The 22,318-nt window shown below is 71.9% G+C and carries 19 protein-coding genes; 9 read left to right on the forward strand and 10 right to left on the reverse strand.

Going from position 1 to position 22,318, the window contains the following annotated elements:
* The first annotated feature begins 1 nt into the window (after window position 1).
* The 3 genes from ACFWN2_RS14015 to ACFWN2_RS14025 are packed head-to-tail and all read left to right on the forward strand — an operon-like array spanning window position 2 to window position 6,716.
* The gene (locus tag ACFWN2_RS14015) at window positions 2-1,474 is read left to right on the forward strand and encodes a DUF2397 domain-containing protein (RefSeq protein ID WP_382427554.1); all 1,473 of its coding nucleotides are present in this window, start codon (window positions 2-4) and stop codon (window positions 1,472-1,474) included.
* On the forward strand, window positions 1,471-2,664 hold the full coding sequence (locus tag ACFWN2_RS14020; RefSeq protein ID WP_382427556.1) for a TIGR02678 family protein: 1,194 nt from the start codon (window positions 1,471-1,473) through the stop codon (window positions 2,662-2,664). Before ACFWN2_RS14015 ends, ACFWN2_RS14020 begins: the two co-directional genes overlap by 4 nt.
* Window positions 2,661-6,716, forward strand: a complete 4,056-nt coding sequence (locus tag ACFWN2_RS14025) for a TIGR02680 family protein (RefSeq protein WP_382427558.1) — start codon at window positions 2,661-2,663, stop codon at window positions 6,714-6,716. Before ACFWN2_RS14020 ends, ACFWN2_RS14025 begins: the two co-directional genes overlap by 4 nt.
* Here the strand turns inward: ACFWN2_RS14025 and ACFWN2_RS14030 are convergent.
* Together ACFWN2_RS14030 and ACFWN2_RS14035 are read right to left on the reverse strand one after the other, a co-directional pair.
* On the reverse strand, window positions 6,713-7,453 hold the full coding sequence (locus tag ACFWN2_RS14030; RefSeq protein WP_382427559.1) for a maleylpyruvate isomerase family mycothiol-dependent enzyme: 741 nt from the start codon (window positions 7,451-7,453) through the stop codon (window positions 6,713-6,715). The genes ACFWN2_RS14025 and ACFWN2_RS14030 overlap by 4 nt on opposite strands.
* Window positions 7,450-8,061, reverse strand: coding sequence for a TetR/AcrR family transcriptional regulator (locus ACFWN2_RS14035; RefSeq protein WP_382427561.1), 612 nt, complete (start codon window positions 8,059-8,061; stop codon window positions 7,450-7,452). The genes ACFWN2_RS14030 and ACFWN2_RS14035 overlap by 4 nt, the downstream gene beginning before the upstream one ends.
* A 59-nt stretch (window positions 8,062-8,120) precedes the next feature.
* On the opposite strand from ACFWN2_RS14035, the gene ACFWN2_RS14040 reads away from it, so the two are divergent.
* Window positions 8,121-9,131 carry a DUF2399 domain-containing protein gene (locus ACFWN2_RS14040; protein WP_382428722.1) on the forward strand — a complete coding sequence of 337 codons (1,011 nt, stop codon included), beginning with the start codon at window positions 8,121-8,123 and terminating at the stop codon, window positions 9,129-9,131.
* Here ACFWN2_RS14040 and nudC read toward each other — a convergent pair.
* Genes nudC through ACFWN2_RS14060 form a run of 4 tightly spaced genes read right to left on the reverse strand, consistent with a single transcriptional unit; the run spans window position 9,120 to window position 14,391 of the window.
* On the reverse strand, window positions 9,120-10,079 hold the full coding sequence (gene nudC / locus ACFWN2_RS14045; RefSeq protein WP_382427562.1) for an NAD(+) diphosphatase: 960 nt from the start codon (window positions 10,077-10,079) through the stop codon (window positions 9,120-9,122). The genes ACFWN2_RS14040 and nudC overlap by 12 nt on opposite strands.
* Window positions 10,076-11,464, reverse strand: a complete 1,389-nt coding sequence (locus ACFWN2_RS14050) for a M16 family metallopeptidase (protein WP_382427564.1) — start codon at window positions 11,462-11,464, stop codon at window positions 10,076-10,078. The genes nudC and ACFWN2_RS14050 overlap by 4 nt, the downstream gene beginning before the upstream one ends.
* Window positions 11,461-12,744 carry a M16 family metallopeptidase gene (locus ACFWN2_RS14055; protein ID WP_382427565.1) on the reverse strand — a complete coding sequence of 428 codons (1,284 nt, stop codon included), beginning with the start codon at window positions 12,742-12,744 and terminating at the stop codon, window positions 11,461-11,463. Before ACFWN2_RS14055 ends, ACFWN2_RS14050 begins: the two co-directional genes overlap by 4 nt.
* A 9-nt stretch (window positions 12,745-12,753) precedes the next feature.
* Window positions 12,754-14,391, reverse strand: a complete 1,638-nt coding sequence (locus ACFWN2_RS14060; protein WP_382427567.1) for a DUF2207 domain-containing protein — start codon at window positions 14,389-14,391, stop codon at window positions 12,754-12,756.
* Between the two features lie 606 nt (window positions 14,392-14,997).
* Here ACFWN2_RS14060 and ACFWN2_RS14065 point away from each other — a divergent pair.
* The 3 genes from ACFWN2_RS14065 to ACFWN2_RS14075 all read left to right on the forward strand — a co-directional run bounded on the left by ACFWN2_RS14065 (window position 14,998) and on the right by ACFWN2_RS14075 (window position 18,197).
* Complete coding sequence (locus tag ACFWN2_RS14065) at window positions 14,998-15,966, forward strand: neutral zinc metallopeptidase (protein WP_382427568.1); 969 nt, start codon at window positions 14,998-15,000, stop codon at window positions 15,964-15,966.
* A 122-nt stretch (window positions 15,967-16,088) separates the two neighbouring features.
* Window positions 16,089-17,291: a neutral zinc metallopeptidase gene (locus tag ACFWN2_RS14070; RefSeq protein WP_382427569.1), complete on the forward strand. Its 1,203-nt coding sequence runs from the start codon at window positions 16,089-16,091 to the stop codon at window positions 17,289-17,291.
* 12 nt (window positions 17,292-17,303) lie between these two features.
* Window positions 17,304-18,197, forward strand: a complete 894-nt coding sequence (locus ACFWN2_RS14075; RefSeq protein ID WP_382427571.1) for a neutral zinc metallopeptidase — start codon at window positions 17,304-17,306, stop codon at window positions 18,195-18,197.
* Here the strand turns inward: ACFWN2_RS14075 and ACFWN2_RS14080 are convergent.
* Genes ACFWN2_RS14080 through ACFWN2_RS14090 form a run of 3 tightly spaced genes read right to left on the reverse strand, consistent with a single transcriptional unit; the run spans window position 18,194 to window position 20,622 of the window.
* Window positions 18,194-18,667, reverse strand: a complete 474-nt coding sequence (locus tag ACFWN2_RS14080; RefSeq protein WP_382427572.1) for a hypothetical protein — start codon at window positions 18,665-18,667, stop codon at window positions 18,194-18,196. The two genes, ACFWN2_RS14075 and ACFWN2_RS14080, sit on opposite strands and share 4 nt — an antisense overlap.
* Window positions 18,668-18,679: 12 nt before the next feature.
* Entirely contained in the window at window positions 18,680-19,957 is a 1,278-nt protein-coding gene (locus ACFWN2_RS14085; RefSeq protein ID WP_382427573.1) for a sensor histidine kinase, read from the reverse strand.
* Window positions 19,954-20,622, reverse strand: a complete 669-nt coding sequence (locus tag ACFWN2_RS14090; protein WP_382427574.1) for a response regulator transcription factor — start codon at window positions 20,620-20,622, stop codon at window positions 19,954-19,956. Before ACFWN2_RS14090 ends, ACFWN2_RS14085 begins: the two co-directional genes overlap by 4 nt.
* An 80-nt stretch (window positions 20,623-20,702) precedes the next feature.
* Between ACFWN2_RS14090 and ACFWN2_RS14095 the strand changes: the two genes are divergently transcribed.
* Both ACFWN2_RS14095 and ACFWN2_RS14100 read left to right on the forward strand, forming a co-directional pair.
* On the forward strand, window positions 20,703-21,290 hold the full coding sequence (locus tag ACFWN2_RS14095; protein WP_382427576.1) for a hypothetical protein: 588 nt from the start codon (window positions 20,703-20,705) through the stop codon (window positions 21,288-21,290).
* 44 nt (window positions 21,291-21,334) lie between these two features.
* Window positions 21,335-21,775 (forward strand): hypothetical protein, encoded by a 441-nt coding sequence (locus ACFWN2_RS14100; protein ID WP_382427577.1) that lies wholly within the window; start codon window positions 21,335-21,337, stop codon window positions 21,773-21,775.
* Here the strand turns inward: ACFWN2_RS14100 and ACFWN2_RS14105 are convergent.
* Window positions 21,759-22,313, reverse strand: a complete 555-nt coding sequence (locus ACFWN2_RS14105) for a hypothetical protein (protein WP_382427579.1) — start codon at window positions 22,311-22,313, stop codon at window positions 21,759-21,761. The two genes, ACFWN2_RS14100 and ACFWN2_RS14105, sit on opposite strands and share 17 nt — an antisense overlap.
* Between the last annotated feature and the right edge of the window lie 5 nt (window positions 22,314-22,318).

Below are 22,318 nucleotides of genomic sequence, written 5' to 3' on the forward strand. Positions count from 1 at the left end.
CGTGGAGCACAAGCGGCTGAAGCTGTACGCCTATCTGGACGCGCGCGATCACCAGCGCACGTACCTGGCGATCATGCGGCTGTTCACCTCCACGCTGCTCGCCGACCTGTCCGCGGGCGAGGTCGCCGGCGCGCTGGCGGGGCAGGAGCGCGAGGGCAGGGTCGAGCAGGGCGAGAGCCGCATCGAGAACGTCATCAACCGCCTCAAGCAGCTGGTCGAGTGGGGCAACCTCGTCCAGGGCCGGCGCGAGGTCGTCGCGGCCAGCATCGCCGAGTTCCAGCACGGCAGCGTCCGCTACCAGGTCTCCAAGCTCGCCGTCCGCGTCCAGCGCGACGTCGACGAGCTGCTCAGGGTCCCCGAGGGCGCCCGCGAGGTCTCCCGCGAGCTGCTCCCCGCGATCGAACGCGGCCTCAACGAGCTGGGCGGCAGCCTCTCCGTCGCGCTGCTCAACGAGGGCGACCGCACCAAGGAGCTGCTGGCCGAACGCGTCACCACGCTGTTCCTGCAGCACGCCGAGCTCGCGGCGACGGTCCGCGACTTCTACGCCTACCTCGGCCAGGTCGTCACGCGCAACCACCTGGCGCCCGAGGAGATCGCGGGCTTCCGCAACCTGCTGGTCGAATACATCCAGCGGGTCGTCGAGGACGTCCTGAAGTTCACGCCGCCGATCGCCGCGGCGCTGGCAGGGCTCACGAAGGCCCGCGCCGAGCTGCTGAGGCTCCTCGGCACCGACCTCGGCCAGAACGTCGAACGCGCCCGCGGCCGCACGCCGGAGGACTGGCAGGAGCTGACGGACTGGTTCGTCGACCGCCCCGGCCGCCCGAGCCAGGTCACGGCCCTCAGAGAGGCCACCGCCCGCGCGATCGGCAGCCTCCTGGCGAGCGTGAAGCGCGCGACCTCCGGCGGTGGGCTGCTCCCCGGCCGGCGTGCCGAACTGCTGAAGCTCGCGGCCTGGTTCGACAACTCGACCCGCGAGGAGGCGCACGAGATCTACGCCTCCGCGTTCGGCCTCTACAGCGCGCGCCACCTCTCCCCCGCGCCCGAGCACGACTCGGACAACGAGCGCACGCCGTGGCGCGACGGCCCTGCCTGCGACGTCACCGTGAGCGTCAGGACGCGCGGCGACCGGGGCGGGCGCGGCAGGCCGTCCAGGATCCTCGACGACCCGATGACCGAGCAGTCGCTGCTGGCGGAGGCCCGTGAGGCGGACGAGATCCGCGCGCGGCACGTCGCCGAGCTGACGACGGCCGCCGGGAACCTGGAGAACACCACGCTCACGCACGGCGCGTTGGAGGTCTTCTGCGAGCTGCTGACGCTCGCGATGGCCCAGCGCGACTCGCCGAACGACAGCGGCTCGGCCAGCGATCCCGTGCGCGGCCTCAAACTCGAGATCGCCCACGGCACGACGACTCAGATCAAGTCGGCCGCCGGGACGCTCACCCTGCACGACGCGACGGTGGCACTGAAGCGATGAACCACTTGGACAACCTCTCCGACATCGACGCCGCCAACGTGGTGCGGTGCGCGCGAACGTTGCTGCGCAGGCCTTTGCTGCGCACCGACGGCCCCGACGGGGAGCTGCTCAGCCTCGTCTACCGGCACCGCGCGACGTTGCAGGACCTGTTCGCGGGCCTGCTCGGCTACCGGCTCGTCGTCGAACGGCGGTTCGCGCGCCTCTACAAGTCGGGTCCCGGCAACGACGACACGCGCGGTGTGCTCAGCATGTCCCCGCGCGGCTACGCATACCTGGCGCTGACGCTCGCGGTGCTGACCGGCATCGGCCGCCAGACGCTGCTGTCCCGGCTCGTGGCCGACATCCGTTCCGCCGCGGTGGAAGCGGGCATCGACGCGCCGGACGACATCTCCGAACGGCGTGCGCTCACCGCGGCGCTGCGGCACCTCGTCTCCCTCGGCGTGCTGCACGAGACCGAGGGATCGGTCGCTCAGGACCTGCTGCCGCAGGAAGCGCTGATCACGATCGACACCGACCTGCTGGGCCAGCTCGTGACGGGCCCTGTCGGTGAGGCGCAGAGCCCCGCCCACCTGGTCGAACTGGCCGCGCGCCCCGGTCCGCGCGGCGTCGAGCACGCGGTGCGGCGCAGGCTCGTCGAGACGCCGCTGGTGCTGTACGCGGACCTGCCGGACGACCAGGCGGAGTGGCTGCGGCGCAACCAGCGCAAGGAGACCGCGTTGCTGGAGCAGGCTTTCGGCCTGCACACCGAGTGCCGGGTCGAGGGCGTGCTCGCCGCCGACCCCGAGGACTTCCTGACCGACCTGTCGTTCCCCGGCGTCTCGACGGTCGCGCGGATCACGCTGCTGGCTCTGCCGGACCTGATCGACGGCGAGGACGAGGACGCGCCGGCCCGGTACGTCGTCACCCCCGAACGGCTGCGCGAGGTCTGCGCCGGACTGGTCGAGGACTACCCCGCCGCGTGGTCGAAGCAGTTCACCGACGACCTGGACCGTCTGGTCGCCGAGGTGACGGAACTGTTGCGGCGCATGGGTTTGGCCACCCCGCACGAACAGGGGTGGTCCATCAGCGCGGCCGCGCACCGCTGGCTGCCGTCTCCCGACGGCGACCCGGAACGAGAACAACCAGAGCAACCCGTTGTGGTGCCTGAAGCACCGAGCTGGTCCCTGTTCGACGAGGAGAACGTTTCATGAGCAGGTGGCGGCTGCACCGCGGCGGCGTGGTCAACATCTGGCAGTACACCGAGCAGACGTTCGACTTCTCCGGTGGCCGCGCGATCTTCCAGGGCACCAACGGTTCCGGCAAGTCCCGCACGCTGGAGCTGCTGCTCCCGCTGTGCCTGGACGGCGACCTGCGCCAGCTCGGCTCGAAGGGCTTCGACACCGTGAGCCTGCGCAGGCTCATGCTGGACGACTACGACGGCGGCCCGAACCGCATCGGGTACGCGTGGGTCGAGCTGATCCGCGAGGCCGCCGACCACTCCGGCAACGAGTACCTGACGTGCGGGCTCGGCGTGAAGGCGTCCAAGACCTCGCAGGCCATCACGGACTCGTGGCGGTTCGTCACGCCGATGCGCGTCGGCGCGGAACTGCAGCTCGCGGGCCCTGAGCGCGTCCCGCACGGCCCGGCCCAGTTGCGGGACCTCATCGGCGCGGACTGCATGTTCGAGGAGCCGGCGTTCCGCGCGAAGGTCGCCGAGACCGTCTACGGCGTGCCGGCCGCGCGGTACGGTGACCTGCTGCACCTGCAGCGGACGCTGCGCAACCCGGACGTCGGCCTGAAGGTGCTGGAGGGTCAGCTCGAACAGATCCTCAGCGACGCGCTGCCGCCGCTGGACCAGGCGATGGTCGAGCAGCTCGCGACGTCGTTCGACGACCTGGAGTCGATCCGCGAGAACATCGTGCGACTGTCCTCTGCGGACAGTGCGCTGAGCACGTTCCTCAAGACCTATCGTGATTACGCGTTCGGCGGGCTTCGCGGTGCGTCCGAACGGCTGGAGGGCGCCGAGAAGTCGGTGACCAAGCTGCGGCGCGAGCAGTCGAAGCTCACGCAGGAGCTCGACCTCACGCGCATGGAGCGCTCCGCGTCCGAACAGGCGCTGGTCGACATGGAGACCGGCGAGCAGCAGGCAGAGGAGACCATCGCGGCGCTGAAGGAGCTGCCGGCGTTCCGCGACCTCCAGGACCTGAAGACGCGCGAGAACCTGGTGGCGGAGAAGCGTTCTTCGGCCGTGGCGGCCCTGGAGACGGCCCACCGCCAGCGCGCGCAGGAGGACGCGGCCGTCGACAACGTGCTGCGGCTGTTGAAGCGCCTCGCGGAAGACCTTCAGGCCGCCGACGCGCTGAGCGACCCGTTGCGCGACAACCTGCGCCTCGCGGGCATGGACGCCGACCTCGCGCCGGACGTGCCGCAGGTCCCGGCCGCCGAGGCCGCGGTGACCACGGACTCCGTGCGCGCCAAGCCGGATCCCGAGGCAGGGCCGCTGCCGATCGAACGCCGCGTGCCGCCCGCCGCCGCGACCGAGGACGTGCTGACCGCGCTGTCGGCGGTGACCGACCAGACCTCGGGCATCGCGTCGCTGGCCCGTCAACGGGGTGCGCTCGCGATGGCCCTGCACGAGCAGGCGCTGGCGCTCGACTCGCAGCAGCGCGAGGTGGAGTCGTTGCGGCAGAAGGCCCGCGACGCCCAGCTCGGCGCGACCGAGTCGACCTCGATGCGCAACCAGGAGATGCAGGAGCTGGCCGAGGTCGTGCAGGCCTGGCTGGAGCAGGTCGAGGTGTGGACGTCGAGCGGCCCGCTGCTCGACGAACGCCCGGCGGACGCGTTGACGCTGCCGCAAACGGCCGATCCTGCGGCCGCGCGGACGTTGAGCACCACGGCCCGCGAATGGGCGGGACCGCTCGTGCAGACGGCGCGTGACGCCGCGCACGCGTTCACGCAGCAGCGCACGGACCTGCGCACCCGCCTGGACGCGCTGGACGAGGAGCTCGTCGGACTGCGTTCGGGCAACGAGCGCGTGCCGGTGCCGGGCCAGTACACGTCCGCCGACCGCGATCACGCCGTGGGCGCGCCCTTCTACCGGCTCGTCGACTTCGTGCCGTCGCTGACCGACGACGAACGTGCGGGGCTCGAAGCCGCGTTGCAGGCCAGTGGTCTGCTGGACGCCTGGGTGACCGCCGCCGACGCCGGGCTGAACGACGTCCTGGCCGTCCCGCGTCCCGCGGTCGACGGCCGGACGCTCGCCGACTACCTCGTGCCGGCCGTCGAGGGCTCGCCGGTGCCCGAAGCGTTCGTGGTCGACCTGCTGCGCGCGGTGTCGCTGGACGACATGACCACCACGGGCGACTGGCGCACGGGCGTGCTGACCGGCCAGTGGACCAAGCCCGAGGCCGAGTTCATCGGCGCGGGCGCGCGGCAGGCCGCCCGAGGCCGTCGCATCGCCGCCCTGGAAGAGGAACTCGCCGATCTGCGGGGTCAGCTCGGCACCGCCGAGGACGAACTGGCGCGCGCCCACGAGCACGTCGCCACGTGGGAGGCGCACCTCGCGGCGTTCCCCGGCGACGGCGAGCTGATCGCGAAGCACAGCCGCGTCCAGGCCGCCGAGGAGTCGGCGGTGCGCTCGCAGCAACGCACGTTCGAGCTGCGGGAAGCGTTGGAGGACGCCCATTCCCGGCTCGAAGCGGCGAGGTCGGAACTGACCCGCCAGGCCGGCGACGCGGGTCTGCCGTCGGACACCGAGGCGCTCCGGCAGGCCCGCGCGGCCGCCGGTGAGGCCCAGCGGACCGCCGACCTGCTCGGTGACGCGGTGAAGAGGCGTTGCCAGGGAACGATCTCCGACCTGACGGACGCGTCGCACCGCTACCACGAGGCCGTCGCCGACCGGCAGACCGCGGAGACCGACGCCGACACCCGCTGCGTCGACTACGCCGCCCAGGCCGGAACGCTGGCCGAGCTGACGGACGCCGTCGGCGGTGAGGCCAAGGAGATCAGCGAGCAGCTCACGTCGCTGGAGAGGTCGCGCAAGAAGATGCGCGAGGACCTCAAGGGCGTGCGGGAGAGCATCACGACCGCGCGTGAACAGGCGGCGAAGCTGGAAGCGTTGCTGGAGAACAACTCCACGCAGGTCATCGAGTCCGAGGAGGCGCTGGCGCGGGCGTCCGCGAACTTCGGCGCCACGGTGCGGGCGCCGGGGCTGGTGGTGGCCGCTTTCCCGGAGATGGCCGAGGGCACGCAGCCCGGCGGCACCACCCTCGAAGCCGCGGTCCGCCAGGCCGTCGCCGACACCCCCGACCGGCGCGGCGGCACCGAGGCCACCGTCATCGCCAAGCTGCAGGCGTTGCAGACCTCGCTCGCCGGCAGCCACGACATCGCCGCCGAACAGCACGCGGGCCTGCTCACCGTCACCGTGACCGGTGAGGAGGGCGCGAAGCCCGTCGCCGTCGCCGCCCGCCAGGTCACCACGAAGCTGGCCGAGCAGCGCGGGTTCCTCGACGAGCAGTACCAGGGCATCTTCGCCGACTACCTGATCCGCGACCTGGCGGAGTGGCTGCGCGGCCAGATCACCGTCGCCGAGGACCTCACCAAGCGCATGAACGAGGTGCTCGGCCAGGCCCGCTCCAGCCAGGGCGTGCACGTCAAGCTGGCCTGGAAGTCGTCGAGCGCGCTGGACGACGCGACGCGGCAGGCGCTCGCGCTCGTGCGGCTGCCGTTCGGCGAACGCACGCCAGAGCAGGACGCCACGCTGCGCCGCGTCTTCACCGAGCGCATCGAGAACGAACGTGACACCCACTCCGGCGGCTACGCCGAGATCCTGTCGCGCGCCCTCGACTACCGCACGTGGCACCAGTTCACCGTGACCGTCGCCGACACCGGCCCGGACGGGGGCCCGCGCGAACGGCGGCTGAAGCAGCTGTCGTCCGGCGAGACCCGCCTGATCTCGTACGTGACGCTGTTCGCGGCCGCCGCGAGCTTCTACGACGCCGTCAGCGACGAGTTCGACCCGCTGCGCCTGGTGCTGCTCGACGAGGCCTTCGAACGCCTCGACGACCCGACCATCGCGCGCATGCTGGGCCTGCTGGTGGACCTCGACATGGACTGGGTGATCACCTGGCCGTCGGGCTGGGGCGTGTCGGACAAGATCCCGCGCATGCACATCTTCGACGTGCTGCGCCCCAAGAACGGCCGGGGCGTCGCGTGCACGCAGACCACGTGGGACGGCGCGGCGCTGGACCGCATCGACCCCTAGAAGGGCACCTCGGTGTCCAGAGGGGCGGTCCTGCGCCCGGCGAGCGCGCGGCAGAACTCGACCGCGTCGAGCTCCAGTTCCGGACCGCCCTCGCCCCACGTGCCGCCCGCGGGCCCGGTCAGGCGCACCGTGACCGGGCGGCCCAGCCGTTCGAACCACTCGCGCACCACGTCGTCGACCAGGACGCCGTCGTGCGCGGCCGTGAGCACCAGGGGCATGCCGGTGGCCTGCGCGAGGTCCGTGCGGTGCATCCACGGGTCGCGGGTCATGATCACGTCGTTGAGGAACCCCAGCGTCCACGCCTCGTCACGGCCGTTGACGCGCTGCGTGCCCGGCATCCTCCGTCCGCGCACCACCCCCGGCACGCGACGACGCCCCTTCACCGCACGAGGCGCTACCTCGGCGAAGCGGGCGACGATCGCGGCGGGCGTCATGCCGGCGCGCTCCTCGACCTGCACGGCGGTCAGCTCGTCGATGAAGACGCCACCGCGCGCTTGGGCCGCCCTGGCCTGACGCAGGCCCTCGCGCATCGACGCGGACATCTCGGCCATGCCGAGCACGTGCGTGGCCAGCGCGCGCACGTCCCACTCCGGGCACGAGGTGGGCCTGTCCCAGTCCTGCGGTGCGAGGCCGCCGAGCAGAGCGGCGATCCGGTCGTACTCGGTCGCCGCGAGACGCATCGCGGTCGTGCGGTCCAACGGGGACGTGCGGGGTCTGGCGGCGAGTGCTGTGGTCATCTCGTGCTCCTCAGGGAAGGTCCCGGCAGGCCGACCTCGTCGGCGAGCATGTCGATCACGCGGGGCAGCTGGCGCGTCCAGCGGTCGCCACCGGATTCGTTGGCGAGCTGCCGGTCGAGCAGGCCACCGCACAGGGCGAGGAACAGGTCCACGTCGGCGCCGTCGGTGACGCCGAGCCCGCGCAGGGTCTCCTGCAGCAGGCCGACGACCTCGACGGACGGCGCGTAGGCCGCCTCCGACGGCGTGAAGCCGGGTATCGCGTGCTGGTTCAGCAACTGGTAGCGGGCGGCGTCTGCGAGCGAGAACGCGAAGAAGTGCTCCGCGATCGCGAGCAGCGCCTCCCTCGGCTCTCCCGGCAGTTCGTGCTGCCTCATCTCGTCCAGGTAGACCGCCCAGGCCTGCCCGAACATGGCGTCGTAGATCGCGTTCTTCGAGTCGAAGTGCGAGTACAGCGACGGCGACCGCATGCCGATCATGGCCGCGACCTCGCGCAACGTGACGGCGGCGAGCCCGTCGCGGCGCGCGATCTCCCACGCGGCGTCGACGATCTCCCGCCTGGTCGCCTCACGGCGTTCGGCTTGCCTATCACGATTAGGCGCGGCGCTCATGGTTAGGCAGACTCCGCCCACCCGCGCGTTCTGTCAAGGCCTAGGTTGGTGCCGTGAACATGGACTCCCCCGAGCTCGCGGACTTCTGGCGCCTCGCCCGCGAGACGATGGAGGGCGGCGGCCGTTCGGCGTTCAGCTTCCGCGTCGAGGACGCACCGACCGCGACCGTGCTCGGCGAGCTCCTGCGCAAGCCGATCGCGCATCCGGCCCGCCGCCAGATCTCGTTGGCACGCCTGGACGAACACGTCCGCGCGCACGGCAGCACGTTGCCCGAGGTGCTGGAGTCGGTGCACGGCAGGCCGATCGGCATGTCCACCACGCAGGAGGCCTCGACGGCGGACGCCGTGCTGAAGTTCGCGCTGCGGGAGCACGGGCTGCTGTCGCGTCCGTGGGCGGAGGAGTGGATCGAGCACGTCCGCAGGTACGGCAAGATCCCGCAGCCCGCGCTGCCGATGATCGCGAACCAGGCGGCGTCGATCCTCGCGCGCCTGCACCCCGAACCCCGCCGGTGGACCACGCGGTTCGCGTTGGCGGGCAACGACCTCGACGACGGCCGCCCGCTCACCCGCATCGTCCACAAAGCACTGTCGCTGGCGGGCCTCGACTTCGAACGCGCCGGCGTTCTCCCCGACGCCTACAGCGATCCCGTGCTGACCTCGCAGGGTTACCTGACGCTCAACGACACGCTCGACGCGGCGGAGGTCACCGTCGTGCGCAGCCCGCGCCTGCTGGAGTCCGGCCTGCCCGGCACGCTGGTGGTGCTCCCGAACGGCCTGACGCCGCAGGCGAAGCACCACCTCGACGGCAAGACCGTGAAGTGCCACAACGACTTCACGCCGGACGGGATCCGCGTCACCAACGAGGTCCTCGCCTGGACCGGCGGCACGGCGTGGCGGATGTCAGCGCGGGACTATCGCGAGGCCGTGGCCACGCTGATCGCGCGAGGGGTGGAGCTGCCGACGTTGAACAGCAGGCCGGAGTCCGCGAGCTGGGACCCCGACCTGGCGGACACGATGGCGACCACCGGTCTGATGGTCACCGAGGAGCACGTGCTGCCGTCACTGCTCTGACGGCGCGGCGCCCGACCAGCTCTGCAGCATCCGGAACGCGATCGACGCGCCCCCGGCGAGCCCGAGACCGGGAACGCTGCCCGGCTCGTCGATCGCCCTGCGCACGTCCTCCCGCGAGACCCACTTGGCCTCCGCGATCTCCCCCTCGGCGAGCCGCAGCGGCTCGGCGGGGTCGGCCACGGCCTCGAAGCCGATCATCAGCGAGCGCGGGAACGGCCACGGCTGCGACCCGAGGTACCGGATGTCGCGGACGGCGACGCCGACCTCCTCGGAGATCTCCCGCGCCACGCACGCTTCCAGGGACTCGCCTGCCTCGACGAACCCCGCGAGCACGGAGAACCTGCCCTCCGGCCACTCCGGTCCGCGCGCGACGAGCACCTGGTCCGCGCCGTCGTGCACGAGGCAGATGACCGCCGCGTCGGTGCGCGGGTACTCCTCCCGCCCGCATCCGGAGCAGACCGACGTCCAGCCCGACTTCTCCAGCACGGTCCTGGCGCCGCACTTGGCGCAGTACTTGCCGAGCCGGTGCCACTGGAACAGCGCGGCGGCCGTCGTGAACAGCCCGGCCGACATGTCGTCCAGGGTGGCGCCCGCCTGCCGGAGGTCGAGCCACTGCGGCTCGTCCGTGAGCTCGGGCGGGCCCCAGGCGCGGCTCGGCGGCGTCGCCTCGCCCTCCTCGGCGGGCATCAGCACGGCGAACCACGCCACGCCGTCCTGCTCACCCAGCAGGACGGCGTTGACCGGTGGCAGGTCGCCGAACTCGACGGACGGCCGGTCTGCCAGCCGCGTGCCTCGGTCGGCGACCAGGGTGCGGCCGCGCGTGTCCACGACGATCATCCTCGCCTTGGGCCAGAGCGCGGCGAGCTTGTCGTCGTCGCCGCGCAACGGCTCGCACCGGTCGACCGCCGACCGCGACAGCGCGGGCAGCCCGATCAGGTCGAAGCTCACTGGAACGAGACTCCACCCAACGCGGACAGCTTCGGCTTGAGCAGCTCCGCGTCACCGACGAGCACACCGGTGAAGTTGGCCGGCGCGAAGAACTCCAGCGCGGCCGCTGCCACCTGCTCCGGCGTGACGGCCTGCAGGCGCTGCGGGTGCGCGACCAGCCAGTCGAGGCCGAGGCCCAGCGCGACGAGGTTCACGAGGAACGACGCCAGGCCGCCCTGCGACGACGTGCTGGTGAGCAGCGTGCCGATGGCGTAGCTGCGCGCGGTGTCCACTTCGGACTCCGACGGCGGCACGAGGCCCAGGCGCGCCAGTTCGTACCGGGTCTCCAGCAGCGCGGCCGCCGTCACGTCCGACGCCGTGTCCGCGTCGATCAGCAACGTCGCCCCGTGCACGGTGAACTCGGGGTGCGACCGGGCGCTGTAGGTGTAGCCCTTGTCCTCGCGGATGTTCTCGACCAGACGCGACGAGAAGAACCCGCCGTAGACCAGGTTCGCGAGCTGCAGCGCCGGGTAGCGCTCGTCGGTGCGCGGGATCGCCTGTGCGGCAAGGCGGATCTGCGACTGCACGGCACCGGCGCGGTGCACGAGCGCCACGTCGCCACCCGACACCTTCGGCAGCGGCGGCAGCTGGACGGCCTCGCCGTCGCCCTGCCACGCGCCGAGGGCCTCGCCGATCTGAGACACGGCCTCGGCCGGCTCGACGTCGCCGACGACGACCAGCACCGAGCCGCGCGGCAGCAAAGCCTTGCCGTGCAAGCCCACCACGTCTTCGCGGGAGACGGCGGCGACCTCGTCGGCCTCCGGCATCTCCTTCGCGTACGGGTGGTCGCCGTACAGCAGGTTCTGCAGCGCCTCACGGGCGATGACGCTCGGCTGCGACCGGGCGAGCGTGATGCGCTCGACCAGGCGGGCGCGCTCGCGCTCGACCTCGTCGGCCGGGTAGGCGGCGCCGGTCAGGACGTCGGCCAGCACCTCCAGCACGGTGCCGAGGCCGCTCGCCAGCGCGTTGCCGGTGAAGCTCAGGCGCTCCGGGTCGACGACGGCGTCGAGCTCGCCGCCGACCAGCGCCAGCTCGGTGTCGATCTGCACGCGCGAGCGAGTGGCGGTGCCCGTCAGCACGGTGTTCGCGAGGATCTCGGCCGCCGCGGCGTGCTGGGACCCGGCGCTGGTGCCGGACGGGTCGGCGAACGGGACGCGCAGGCGCAGCTCGACCATCGGCACGGTGGCGCGGCGGACCGCGATGACGCGCAGGCCGTTCGGCAGCGTGGTGTCCACAGTGGACAGCTCGGCGGCCGCCTTCTGGTCACCCAGCGGCGGAAGCGGACGCGGGCCGGTCTCCGTGCGCCCGATCTCCTCGGCGGTGCGGTGGGTCTTTGCCGAGGTCACTGGGCTCCTCCGGTGGGCTTGACGAGAAGAAGGGCGCGGGAGTCGGGACGCAGCGCCTTGGCCGCGGCGGACACCTCGTCGACGGTCACCGAGGCGATCCGCTCGGGCAGTTCGTAGATCAGCTCGGCGCGGCCGAACAGCAGCTCCGCGGAGCCGAGGCCCAGCGTGCGGTTCGTGAGCCGGTCGTGCTCCTTGTGCATGGTCGACGCCCAGCGGGCGGTGACCTTCGCGAGCTCCTCGGCCGACGGCGGCTCCTGCGCGAGCTTCTGCAGTTCCTCGTCGATGGCCGCGACGACCTGGGCGGCCTCGACCTCGGCCGCGTGGATCGCGGTGATGCTGAACGTGTCCGGGTCGCGCGCTTCGAGCGGGCCGAACAGGCCGCAGCCCGCGTTCAGGTCGATCACGATGCCCTCGCGGTGCACGAGGCGCTGCTGCAGGCGCGAGCTGTCGCCGTCCGCGAGCACGCCGGCGAGCACCAGGTAGGCGAGGTAGCCGTCGATGTCCGTGGTCGGGTCCGGCACGCGGTAGCCGATCGCGATCGCGGGCAGCGGGGCCAGCGCGTCGCCGTGCTCGTGGCGGATCTCGCCCTGCGGGGCGGGCTCGGCGAACGACGGGCGCTCCGGGCGCGGCCGCGCGGGCACGTCGCCGAAGTGCTTCTCCACCAACGCCTTCGTGGCCTCGACGTCGAGGTCGCCCGCCACCGCCAGCACCGCGTTCGCCGGGCTGTAGTAGGTGTCGAAGAACTCCGCGCAGTCGTCGACCGTCGCGCTCTCCAGGTCGACGAAGTCGCCGTAGCCGTTGTGCGCGTTGGCGAACGTCTTGAACAGCACCGCGGGCAGGAGGATCCAGGGGAACCCGCCGTACGGGCGGTTCAGCACGTTGAGCCGGATCTCCTCCTTCACCACGTCGATCTGGTTGCGGAGGTTCTCGTCGGTGAGCTTCGGCGCGCGCATGCGGTCCGCTTCGAGGAACAGCGCCCGCTCCAGCGCCGCGCTCGGCAGCACCTGGTAGTAGTCGGTGTAGTCGGGGTGCGTGGACCCGTTGAACGTGCCGCCCGACGACTGCACGTGCCGGAAGTGGGCCAGCTTCTCCAGGCTCTCGCTGCCCTGGAACATCAGGTGCTCGAAGAGGTGCGCGAACCCGGTGCGCCCCTCCGGCTCGGAACGGAAGCCGACGTCGTAGTGCACGCTGACGCCGACGACCGGAGCGCCGGCGTCGGGGGCGAGCACCACCCGCAGGCCGTTGGGCAACGTGAACCTGTGCAGTTCGGGTGAGGCCATGCGGCAAGCCTACGGGTTCGGCGCCCGGAGCGATCGCAGGTGGCCCGCCTGGGCGAGCACGCCGTCGAGCGCCCCGAGGAACGCGGGGAAGCTGCGCCGGAAGTCGGTGGCGTTGCCATACCAATAAAGGTCCTGCTGACCGAACGTGGAGAGCCACCGCTCGGTCGCGCCGAGCACCACCGCGTACGGCAGCGACCGGGAGAACACCAGCTCGCGGTCGGCCTCGGGAACCTCGTCGGGCGTCACTCCGTGGAGGTACCCGCGCAGGCCGCGGACGTGCTCCAGCAGCTCGCTGCCGCGCTTGGTGCGGGCGGGCATCGACCGCGCACCGAACGCGAGCGCGACACCACCGACCGCGACCACGAGACCGAACAGCGCGTTGCCGATCGTCAGCGCCAGCACGACCGTGGCGGCCACGCCGAGCACCGCGATCGCGATTCCGGCCCACCAGAACAGGTTCCGCTCGGCGTCGGGGCGGCGCGCGAACCACCGCTTCTCCACGACGTCGGCGTAGAGCCGGTCGCGGACGTGCGCGAGGTCGATCTGCCGGCCGCGCAGCTCGGACACGCTCACCGCCTCGGTTCCCTGCGGCAGGAGCGCTTCGCAGACGGCCTTCTCGTAGCCGGACAGCGAGTCGTCGACCGGGTTGCGGCGCACGATCTGCCAGTCGTGGCCGTCGGTCTCGGTGATCCACAGGTAGTTGCGGACGGCGAGGTCGATCACCGTGGCGGTGACGTCGACCACGTCCACGTGCTCGTCGACGACCGTGCCGACCTGGCCGGGCAGCACGCCGTCGGGCGACGCGAACGCGACGCGCCCGCTCGGGTCGCGGACCAGCACGGACACCGCCCCGACCTCGCTCGCGAGCGCCGCGGCGTCCCGTCCGCGCAGGTACCAGAGCAGTGCCACGCCGCCGAGCAGCAGGACCAGCAGCCCGCCGAGCGCGGCACCGCTGGCCGGTGTCAGCGCGAACGCGGCCGCGAGCCCGGACTGCTCGACCACGACGGCGTTCGGGGGCACGACCCCGGCGGTCAGTCCGATCGCGACGTCGACGCGTTCGCCGGCGCCGAGCTTGATCTCCTGCGCCCGCACGCCCTTGCCGTCCGCGAGGTCCGCGCTGGTGCACGGCTGCGACGACCCGACGGGACCGGCGAGGCAGTTGACCGACGTGGGCGAGTCGGGTGCGGAGAACGAGAGCGCGACCTTGTCCAGTTCGGTGTCCCATCCGCCGGCGGCCTGCCAGCGGACCTCCAGCACGTCACCGACCGGGGCGACCGCGCCGACGACCGTGTAGGTCAGCGTGGAGGTGCCTTCGAGCGTGACGGAGAAGGTGTCGTCGCTCGTCGAGGTGCTGCCCTTGCCCTCGACCTTGGCGTCGGTGACCTGGTACTGGCGCTCCAGGTCGTTGCCGACCGCGAGTCGCAAGGGGACGGTCCGCTTCACGGTCTTGCCGTCCGGCACCTGAACCGTCTCGGTGACGGACAGCCGGGCGTCGCGCTCCAGCTTCATCCGCACCTCGGTGCTGACGGTGCCGGGAAGCGGCTGCGCGAGCGCGCCGACAGCCGTCGTGGAGGTCAGCGCGACGGCGACGAAGATCGCCGCACCCCAGTTCTTCAACACGGCTGCGGACAATAGCGGAGTCCTCATATGCTCCGGCGGACTTTCGAACGGACGCCACCTGGGGGATCTTCGGCGATGACGCAACCACCGCCACCGGGCAACTGGCCGCCGCCACGCCCGGCGGGCCCGCCGATGTCTCCTCGCCCGGTCCCCGCAACGCCGGCCGGAGCGCGCCCGCCGACGGGCCAGCCGCCGACGGGTCAGCCGCCGGTGGGACAGCCGCCGGTGGGACAGCCGCCGGTGGGGCCGATGCCCGGCGGCACACCGCCCGTGGGCGGGCCTCCTCCGTACAGCCCACCCCCTGGCCGTGCGCCGCTCCCGCCACCCGTGCCCATGGGCCCGCCTCCTCCTCACGGCGCACCACCTGCTGTGGGCGCACCTCCGCCCTACGGCCCGCCTCCCGGCCGCACGCCGCTCCCACCGCCCATGCCCGTCGGCCCACCACCTGCCGTCGGCGCCCCACCGCCCTACGGCCAGCCATCCCCCGTGGGCGCACCTCCCCAGTACGGCCCGCCTCCCGGCCGTCCCCCACTCCCACCACCACGCCCGGTCATGCCCCCACCCCAACCGTCGTGGGGCCAACCGGCATGGGGCCACGGCCACCCAGGCGCGTTCGCCCCACCGCCCTACCCGATGGCCCCACCCCGCCGCAGCGGCAGCGGCCCGATCGTCGCCCTCGTCCTCGGCGGCGTCGTGATCCTCGGCCTGGGCGCGATCGGCGTCTTCGCCGCGACCCTGAACAACAAGGTCCGCGACACCGGCTACTCGAACTACACGACGTACAGCCCCACCTTCACGAACACGACGACCACCACGACAGCCGCCACGACGACCACGCGGCCGACGACGTCCCGCACGCCGAGCACTCAGCAGACGCCGGTCGGTCCCAAGGCGGTCTACAAGCTCGCCGACCACCCGATCTTCGCCACGAACATCGGCGCGAACGACTTCGACTCGTGTCCGTTGCCGCGGATGGAGTACAACCCCGCCGGTGAGAAGCGGTTCCTCGAAGCGGCGCTGCCGTGCATCGAGAAGGCGTGGCAGCCGGCGCTCAAGGCCGCCAACCTGCCGTACCAGCCGGCGGAGCTGCAGGTGTTCACCGGGACGGTGCAGACGCCGTGCGGGTCGCGGCAGAACAACACGACGGCGATGTTCTGCCGGGGCGTCATCTACTGGCCCGGCACGTTCTACGCCAACGAGGGCGGTTCAACGGTCCGGCACCCCGGCGTCTACCTGGGACAGCTCAGCCACGAGTACGGCCACCACGTCCAGTGGCTGACCGGCATGCTGCGCGCCGCCGACCAGGCCCAGTACGACGTCGGCGGGTTCGACACGCCGAAGGGGCTGGAGCTCAACCGCAGGCTCGAACTGCAGGCGACCTGTCTCGGCGGCATGACGCTGGCGCCGTTCTCGCACAAGAACGTCATCCCGCTGGAGGTCGTGAACACCGGCCTGAGCGACGCGGGCAAGCGCGGCGACTACAACCGCAGGCCTGACCACGGAAGTGCGCCCAACAACGAACGTTGGGTGATGCACGGCCACAAGCAGAACAAGATCAACGCGTGCAACACCTGGGCGGCGAGCTCCGCGGACGTCTCGTGAACCGAACCCCCGGCTCGCGCGTCTCAAGTACGTGGACGCGGTAGCCCGGTCGGGGGACGGGTGATCTCGCTCCGCATATGCTCGTACCCGACCCAGGACGACCAATGGGGGGACCTCAGGCGATGACGCAACCACCGCCGCCGGGCACTTGGCCGCCACCGCGCCCGGTCGGCCCGCCGCCGATGCCCGCACCGCTCGGGCAGCGTCCGCCCCAGGGCCCACCGCCGCCCTACGCCCAGCCGCAGGGGCCGCCACCGGGCTATTACGGCCCGCCGCCGCCTCCCGGCCAGGTCATGCCTCCGCCGCAGCCGGCGTGGGGTCCGCCTCCCGGTTACGGGCCGTACCCGCCGCCGCCTCGCCGCAAGAGCAACGGCCCGATCATCGCCCTCGTCCTGGGCGGTGTCGTGATCCTCGGCCTCGGCGCGGTCGGCGTCTTCGCGGCGATGCTGAACAGCAAGGTGAAGGACACGGGCTACTCGAACTACACGACGTACAGCCCGACGTTCACGCTCCCCAGCACCACCGAGGAGGCCGCGCCGACGACGAGCGCGCCCCGTCCCCCTGCCTCGCGCACGCCGTCCGCCCCGGCGACCCCCGCCGGTCCGAAGGCCGTCTACGCGCTGGCGGACCACCCGTTCCTCAAGCCCGGCTTCGGCGCGAACACGATCCAGGGCTGCGGTCTCCCGGCGATGGACTACTCGCCGGCGGGCCAGGACAAGTTCCTGCGCGCCGCGCTGCCGTGCATCGAGAACATGTGGAAGCCGGCGCTGCAGGCCGCGAACCTGCCGTACCAGCCCGTTGAGCTGCACATCATCACCGAGCAGTCGCAGTACCCGTGCGGCACGGTCCGCCCTGACCAGACGGCGCGGTACTGCCAAGGCGGCATCTACTGGACGGCGAACGCGTACGCCGCCGAGCGCAACCCGAACAACCCGAACCACCCCGGCAAGTACCTGGGCCAGCTCGCCCACGAGTACGGCCACCACATCCAGTGGCTCACCGGGATGCTCAAGGCGTCGGACCGCGCGCAGTACGAGTCGGGGGGATGGGATACTCCGAAGGGCCTCGACCTGAACCGCCGGATGGAGCTGCAGGCGACGTGCTTCGGAGGCATGTCGCTGGCCCCTCTGTCGCACGGCGCGATCCCGATCGACGTGATCAGGGTGGCGCTGACCGACGCCGGCAACCGGGGCGACTACGACATCTATCCGACGAAGGACCACGGCACACCGCAGAACAACGCGACCTGGGTAGACCGCGGCTACAAGTCGAACAAGGCGTCCGAGTGCAACACCTGGGCCGCCGACCCAGGTTCCGTCTCCTAGGAAGGGGAGAGCGTGACCCGACCGGCCCAGAACAACCCTGTCCTGCTCGCTGGGGTCTTCGTGCTGGTGGTCGCGTTCGTCCTCGGGATCGGTCAACTCGGCCGTCCCAGACTGGTCACGGGGCATCCCCTGGCCGACTCACGTCCCGCGTCGACGGCCCCGGCCGAGCCGTCGACGCCGATCCGGCCGCGCGCGGTCTACCGGCTGGCGGACCACCCGTTCCTGGTGAAGCCGGTCTCGCTGGCCCCGGTCACCTGCTCGCTGCCCGCGTTCGGCGTCTCGGACGGCCAGCTGGCCGCCTACTACGCGGCGGGTGTCGAGTGCCTGGACGCGGCCTGGGGCCCGTTGCTGAGCGGCGCGAACCTGCCGTTCGACAAGCCGGTGCTGGACGCCTCGCCGACGTTGAAGGACGGCCCGTGCGGCGCCGCCCCGGAGTCGGACCACGCGGTGGCGTACTACTGCGGCCGCAACCGCACGATCTACATGCCCACGTCCCGCATGCGCGAGAACGGCGGCGGTGAGGCCCCCGCGACCCACCTCGCCACGCTCTCGCACGAGTACGGCCACCACGTCCAGGCGTTGACGGGCCTGCTGCGGGCGGCGGACCTGAAGATCACCGACGCGGGCGAGAAGACCCCGGCGGGCCTGGAGATGTCGCGCCGGATCGAGCTGCAGGCGAACTGCTTCGCGGGCATGTTCCTGAACTCGGCGTCCGGCAGGGGCTCCGTGACGGCGAACCTGGCGCGTCAGGCCCAGGAGGACTTCAAGTTCGCCGTCGAGGAGAAGCCGGAGGACAACGCGCACGGTTCCGCCAAGAACCAGGTGCAGTGGGCGTCCGCGGGCTTCAAGGCGAACTCGACGGACGCCTGCAACACCTTCGCCGCCCCAGCTCCCGCGGTCGGCTAACGCAACTGGGCCCGCTCGTCCACGTGCCGCGTGGGCGTTCCGAGGAACACCTTCGCGTCGCCGACGGGCCCGTAGGCGAGGTTCAGCGTGAACAACCGGTAGTTCCAGCCGCCGTCGCGCGGCCGCGCCCAGCGGTGGTTGAGCTGCCAGCGCAGCCACTCCCCGCGGGCGAGCCGCACGGGCGACGGGCGGTGCTGCCTGCGCGGCGTGGCGATCATCGTGTCGTGCAGCTGCACGGCCAGCACGCCGTCGTCCTCGCGGAGGGTGAGCGACATCCGGTCGACCTCGGCGCGCTCCTGCGCCCAGTCCGGCGCGAAGTCCTGCCACTCCAGCAGGCGCACCTCGTGCACGGCGGGCCTCAGGTGCGGCAACGGGAACGCCTCCGGCACGGCGTTGCGCAGGCTCGCCCCCGGCTCACCCCGGGACTGCTTGGTCCACTCGGTCCGAACCCACTGCACCACGACGTCCACGTGGTGATGGAATCAGACGCGGCCCGGCTGGGCGACTGGATTGACGGCGGGCAGCACCACCCGGAACACGGCTCCCTGCCCGGACGGCTCGCAGGTCAGGTCACCGCCGTGCGCGCGGATCACGCCGCGCGCGATGGCCAGTCCCAGGCCGGACCCGCCGGAACGCCGGTCGCGGGCGTCGTCGAGGCGGACGAGCCGGTCGAAGATCCGTTCCCGTTCGGTCTCGGGCACGCCCGGCCCGTTGTCGGAGACGGTGAAGCCGGTGAGGTCGACCTGGATGCGCACGGTCCCTGACGGGCCGGTGGCCTGCCGGGCGTTGTCGACGAGGTTCGCGAGCACCTGCGCGAGGCGTTGCCCGTCACCGACGACAGCGGCGGAGACGCCCTCGGCCGTGATGTCGAAGTCGGGCGCCACGAACCGGGTCCGCGACACCTCGGCCTCCGCGAGCGCCAGCAGGTCGACGGACTCGCGCTGCATCTCGTACCCGGCGTCGAGCTGGGCCAGCGCGAGCAGGTCGTCGACCAGCCGCCCGGCCCTGCGCGCTTCCCTGACCAGCAGGAACGACATCTGGTCGCGGTCGGGTGAGTCGACGGGCGCCTGCACCAGGGCCTCGGCGACGGCCTGCACGCCGGTGATCGGCGTCCTCAGTTCGTGGGCGGCGTCGGCGACGAACCTGCGGGTGCGTTGCTCGGAGCCCTCCAGCGAGTCGAGCATCCCGTCGAACGCCGCCGCGGTCCGCCCGAGCTCGGTGTCGGTCCGCGACGGGTTGAGCCGGCCACCTCTGTGCCCGGCCGCGATGGCCTGCGCCAACGACGTCATGGCGTCCAACGGCGCCAACGCGCGCCGCACCACCACCACGATCAGCACACCGGTGACGACGATCGCGCCTAGCCCCAAGATCAGCAACAACTTGCGCAACCGGTGCTGCGCCTGCGAGATCGCCTCGGTGTCGGCGTACAGGGTGATCTTGCGGTTGCCGAGGTTGCGGACCTCGCGCTTGAACTGGCCCTCGTCCGGCGCGGTGCCGACGACGGTGCCGTCCGGCAGTTCGATGGTGACGTGGACGTTGCGCTTGGACAGCAGGCGCACGACGTCACGCGGTGGCGCACCGGCCCGCAACGACGCCACGGCGCGCGCCTCGGTGGTGCTCAGCACGCCGTCGACGTCCTTGGAGGACTGTCCCGCGAACGTCCGGTCGACCGAGATCACCAACGCGACGAGCACGAGGAACAGGACCAGCAGCACGGACACCGCCACCCGCCGGCGCAACGAGACCGTGCGGAGGTTCATTCTTCTGCCCGCAGCACGTACCCCAGGCCGCGCACGGTGTGCACGAGCCGGGTGCCGTGCTCCTCGATCTTGCGGCGCACGGCGCTCACGTGGACCTCGACCAGGTTGGGGTCGTAGTCCTCGTAGCCCCACACGGCCGTGAGGATCTGCGTCTTCGACACGACGCGTCCGCGTTGCGCGGCCAGGTACACCAGCAGGCGCAGTTCGGTCGCGGTCAGTTCGATCAGCCGGTCCGCGCGCATGACGACACCGGCGTCGGCGTCCACGACGAGGTCGCCGACCTGCACGGTCGACGGCGTGCGGCCGAGGCGGCGCAGCACCGCCGACACCCGCGCCACGAGCTCTGCCAGCACGAACGGCTTGCCCACGTAGTCGTCGGCGCCGCCGGAGAGCCCGCGCAACCGGTCGGGGACGCCGTCGCGCGCGGTCAGCATGACGACCCCGGCGCCGGACGAGCGGCGGATGACCTCCAGGAGCTGGAAGCCGTCGCGGCCGGGCAGCATCACGTCGAGCACGACCAGGTCCGGGCGGAAGCGGCCGAGGTCGGTCTCCAGCTGGCGCCCGTCCAGGCGGTGCTGCACCTCGTACCCGGACTCGCGCAACGCGGACGACACCGCGGCGCCGATCGCCTCGGCGTCCTCGATCACCAACACCCTGGCGGACACCCCACCATTCTGCTGATCATCGGGACTTCGGGCGACTCGCCTTCAGCTCGCGCTCAGAATGCGCGCGCACTCTGGTGCGCATGTCGAAGAAATCAGCGTGGGCCGGCGCCATCGTCGCGGCCGTCGGTCTCACCGTCGGCGGCATCGCGGTCGCGACGGCGGCCGAGGGCCCCGACGGCCCGCCCGCGGCGTTCGCGGAACGCCACCCAGGAGGTCCCGGTGGTCACGGCAAGCCGGGCCGCGCGGACAGGGAGAAGCTCAAGGACAGCACGCTCGTGGTCGGACGGGTCAAGTCGGTCGAGTCCGGCAAGCTCACGATCACCAAGGACGACGGCAGCGAGGTGTCGTTGACCACTGACGGCTCCACGAAGCTGCGCGGCGGCGACCTCGCGGGCCTCAAGGCCGACCAGCGCGTGACCGTGCGCGTGAAGGACGGCAAGGCGCTGAACGTGGCGCTGGCGAAGGCCCAGGCGCGGGGCACCGTCAAGGACGTCAACGGCGACAACGGCGACAACGCCACGTTGGTGCAGGTCGACGGCCTGCAGACGCCGCTCGACCTGTCGGCGGTGAGCGAGAAGCCGAAGAACGGCGACCTGGTCGCGGTGACCGGCACCGTGTCCGACGGCAAGACCGTCAAGGTCGAGAAGCTGCGTCAGCTGCCGAAGTAAAACCTGGGCTCCACGCGGGCCGCCGCGTCTGCGAACATCGCAGTGTGGCGGTTCCGCGAAGCCCGGACAGATGGGTGTTCATCCTGCTGGTCGTCGGACTGGTGGGGATCGGTGTCGCGGTCGCGCTCCTGGTGCCCGCCAAGGTGTTGGGCGACGAGGAACCTCCCACACCCGTGATGGCCACCGTCGTCGAGAGCGGGTCGTGCGGCTCCGGCATGGACACGGTCGAGTGGGACGCCGGCGGCCAGAAGAAGCAGGCCAAGCTCGACGGCTGCGGTCACTCGAAGGGCGAGACCGTCGAGATCGTCAACACGGGCGGCGAGATGGTGTCGTCCGCCGCGTCCGTCCCGGTCGGACTCCCGGTCGGGCGCCGCCTCACCGCGCTGCTGCTGTGCATGGCGGCGCTGGCGGGCGGCTTCTACGCGTTCCTCTTCCGCTACGCGCCTTTGCGCGCTCCGGCCGTGATGCCTACTCCGCGTTCGTGACGCTCACGAACGCCTTGACGACGTCGTGCGCCAGGGCGACCGCGTGCTCGATCTGGCCGGCGACGGCCACGTCGGGGAAGGTGAAGCAGACGAGCCCGCCCGCGACGTCCACGACCGGCGGCTGGTGCGGCCTGAGCGCGGAGAAGCTCCTGGGGTCGACGTCCACCGGGCCCTCTCCGGGAAGTTCCGGTGCGTCGAACACCACCACGAGGGCGAAGGTGGCGACTCCGTTGTGGGCCCCGGCCGCGGGGTTGTTCACGTACGAGCAGAGGATGGCGACGCACGCGGTCCGCCCCTCGTGCGTTCCCGCCACGGCCGCACGCCGCCCCACTCCGGGCAACGTGATCATCCGCCCGGCGGGCACGGCCACCTCTTTGGGAACGTGCGTCCACCCGGACTGCCTCGCGTAGTGGTCGAGCGCGCCCTCGGCCTCCTTGGCTGAGCGCAGTTTCGCGTCCTCGTTCCCGGACAGCACCATCGCGCCCACCGCCACGACGACGAGCGAGGCCACGCTGATCAGGAAGACGGTCAGCTCCACGTGTC

It is taken from the genome of Lentzea sp. NPDC058436 (assembly GCF_042721515.1).
Classification (GTDB): Bacteria; Actinomycetota; Actinomycetes; order Mycobacteriales; family Pseudonocardiaceae; genus Lentzea.

What these genes read in the sequence shown, in the direction of transcription:
- ACFWN2_RS14065 (WP_382427568.1), top strand. Translation starts at nt 14,998, where the DNA reads ATGGCCCCACCCCGCCGCAGCGGCAGCGGCCCGATCGTCGCCCTCGTC.
- ACFWN2_RS14040 (WP_382428722.1), top strand. Translation starts at nt 8,121, where the DNA reads ATGGACTCCCCCGAGCTCGCGGACTTCTGGCGCCTCGCCCGCGAGACG.
- ACFWN2_RS14025 (WP_382427558.1), top strand. Translation starts at nt 2,661, where the DNA reads ATGAGCAGGTGGCGGCTGCACCGCGGCGGCGTGGTCAACATCTGGCAG.
- ACFWN2_RS14070 (WP_382427569.1), top strand. Translation starts at nt 16,089, where the DNA reads ATGACGCAACCACCGCCGCCGGGCACTTGGCCGCCACCGCGCCCGGTC.
- ACFWN2_RS14020 (WP_382427556.1), top strand. Translation starts at nt 1,471, where the DNA reads ATGAACCACTTGGACAACCTCTCCGACATCGACGCCGCCAACGTGGTG.
- ACFWN2_RS14060 (WP_382427567.1), bottom strand. Translation starts at nt 14,391, where the DNA reads ATGAGGACTCCGCTATTGTCCGCAGCCGTGTTGAAGAACTGGGGTGCG.
- ACFWN2_RS14095 (WP_382427576.1), top strand. Translation starts at nt 20,703, where the DNA reads ATGTCGAAGAAATCAGCGTGGGCCGGCGCCATCGTCGCGGCCGTCGGT.
- ACFWN2_RS14085 (WP_382427573.1), bottom strand. Translation starts at nt 19,957, where the DNA reads ATGAACCTCCGCACGGTCTCGTTGCGCCGGCGGGTGGCGGTGTCCGTG.
- ACFWN2_RS14035 (WP_382427561.1), bottom strand. Translation starts at nt 8,061, where the DNA reads ATGAGCGCCGCGCCTAATCGTGATAGGCAAGCCGAACGCCGTGAGGCG.
- ACFWN2_RS14030 (WP_382427559.1), bottom strand. Translation starts at nt 7,453, where the DNA reads ATGACCACAGCACTCGCCGCCAGACCCCGCACGTCCCCGTTGGACCGC.
- ACFWN2_RS14055 (WP_382427565.1), bottom strand. Translation starts at nt 12,744, where the DNA reads ATGGCCTCACCCGAACTGCACAGGTTCACGTTGCCCAACGGCCTGCGG.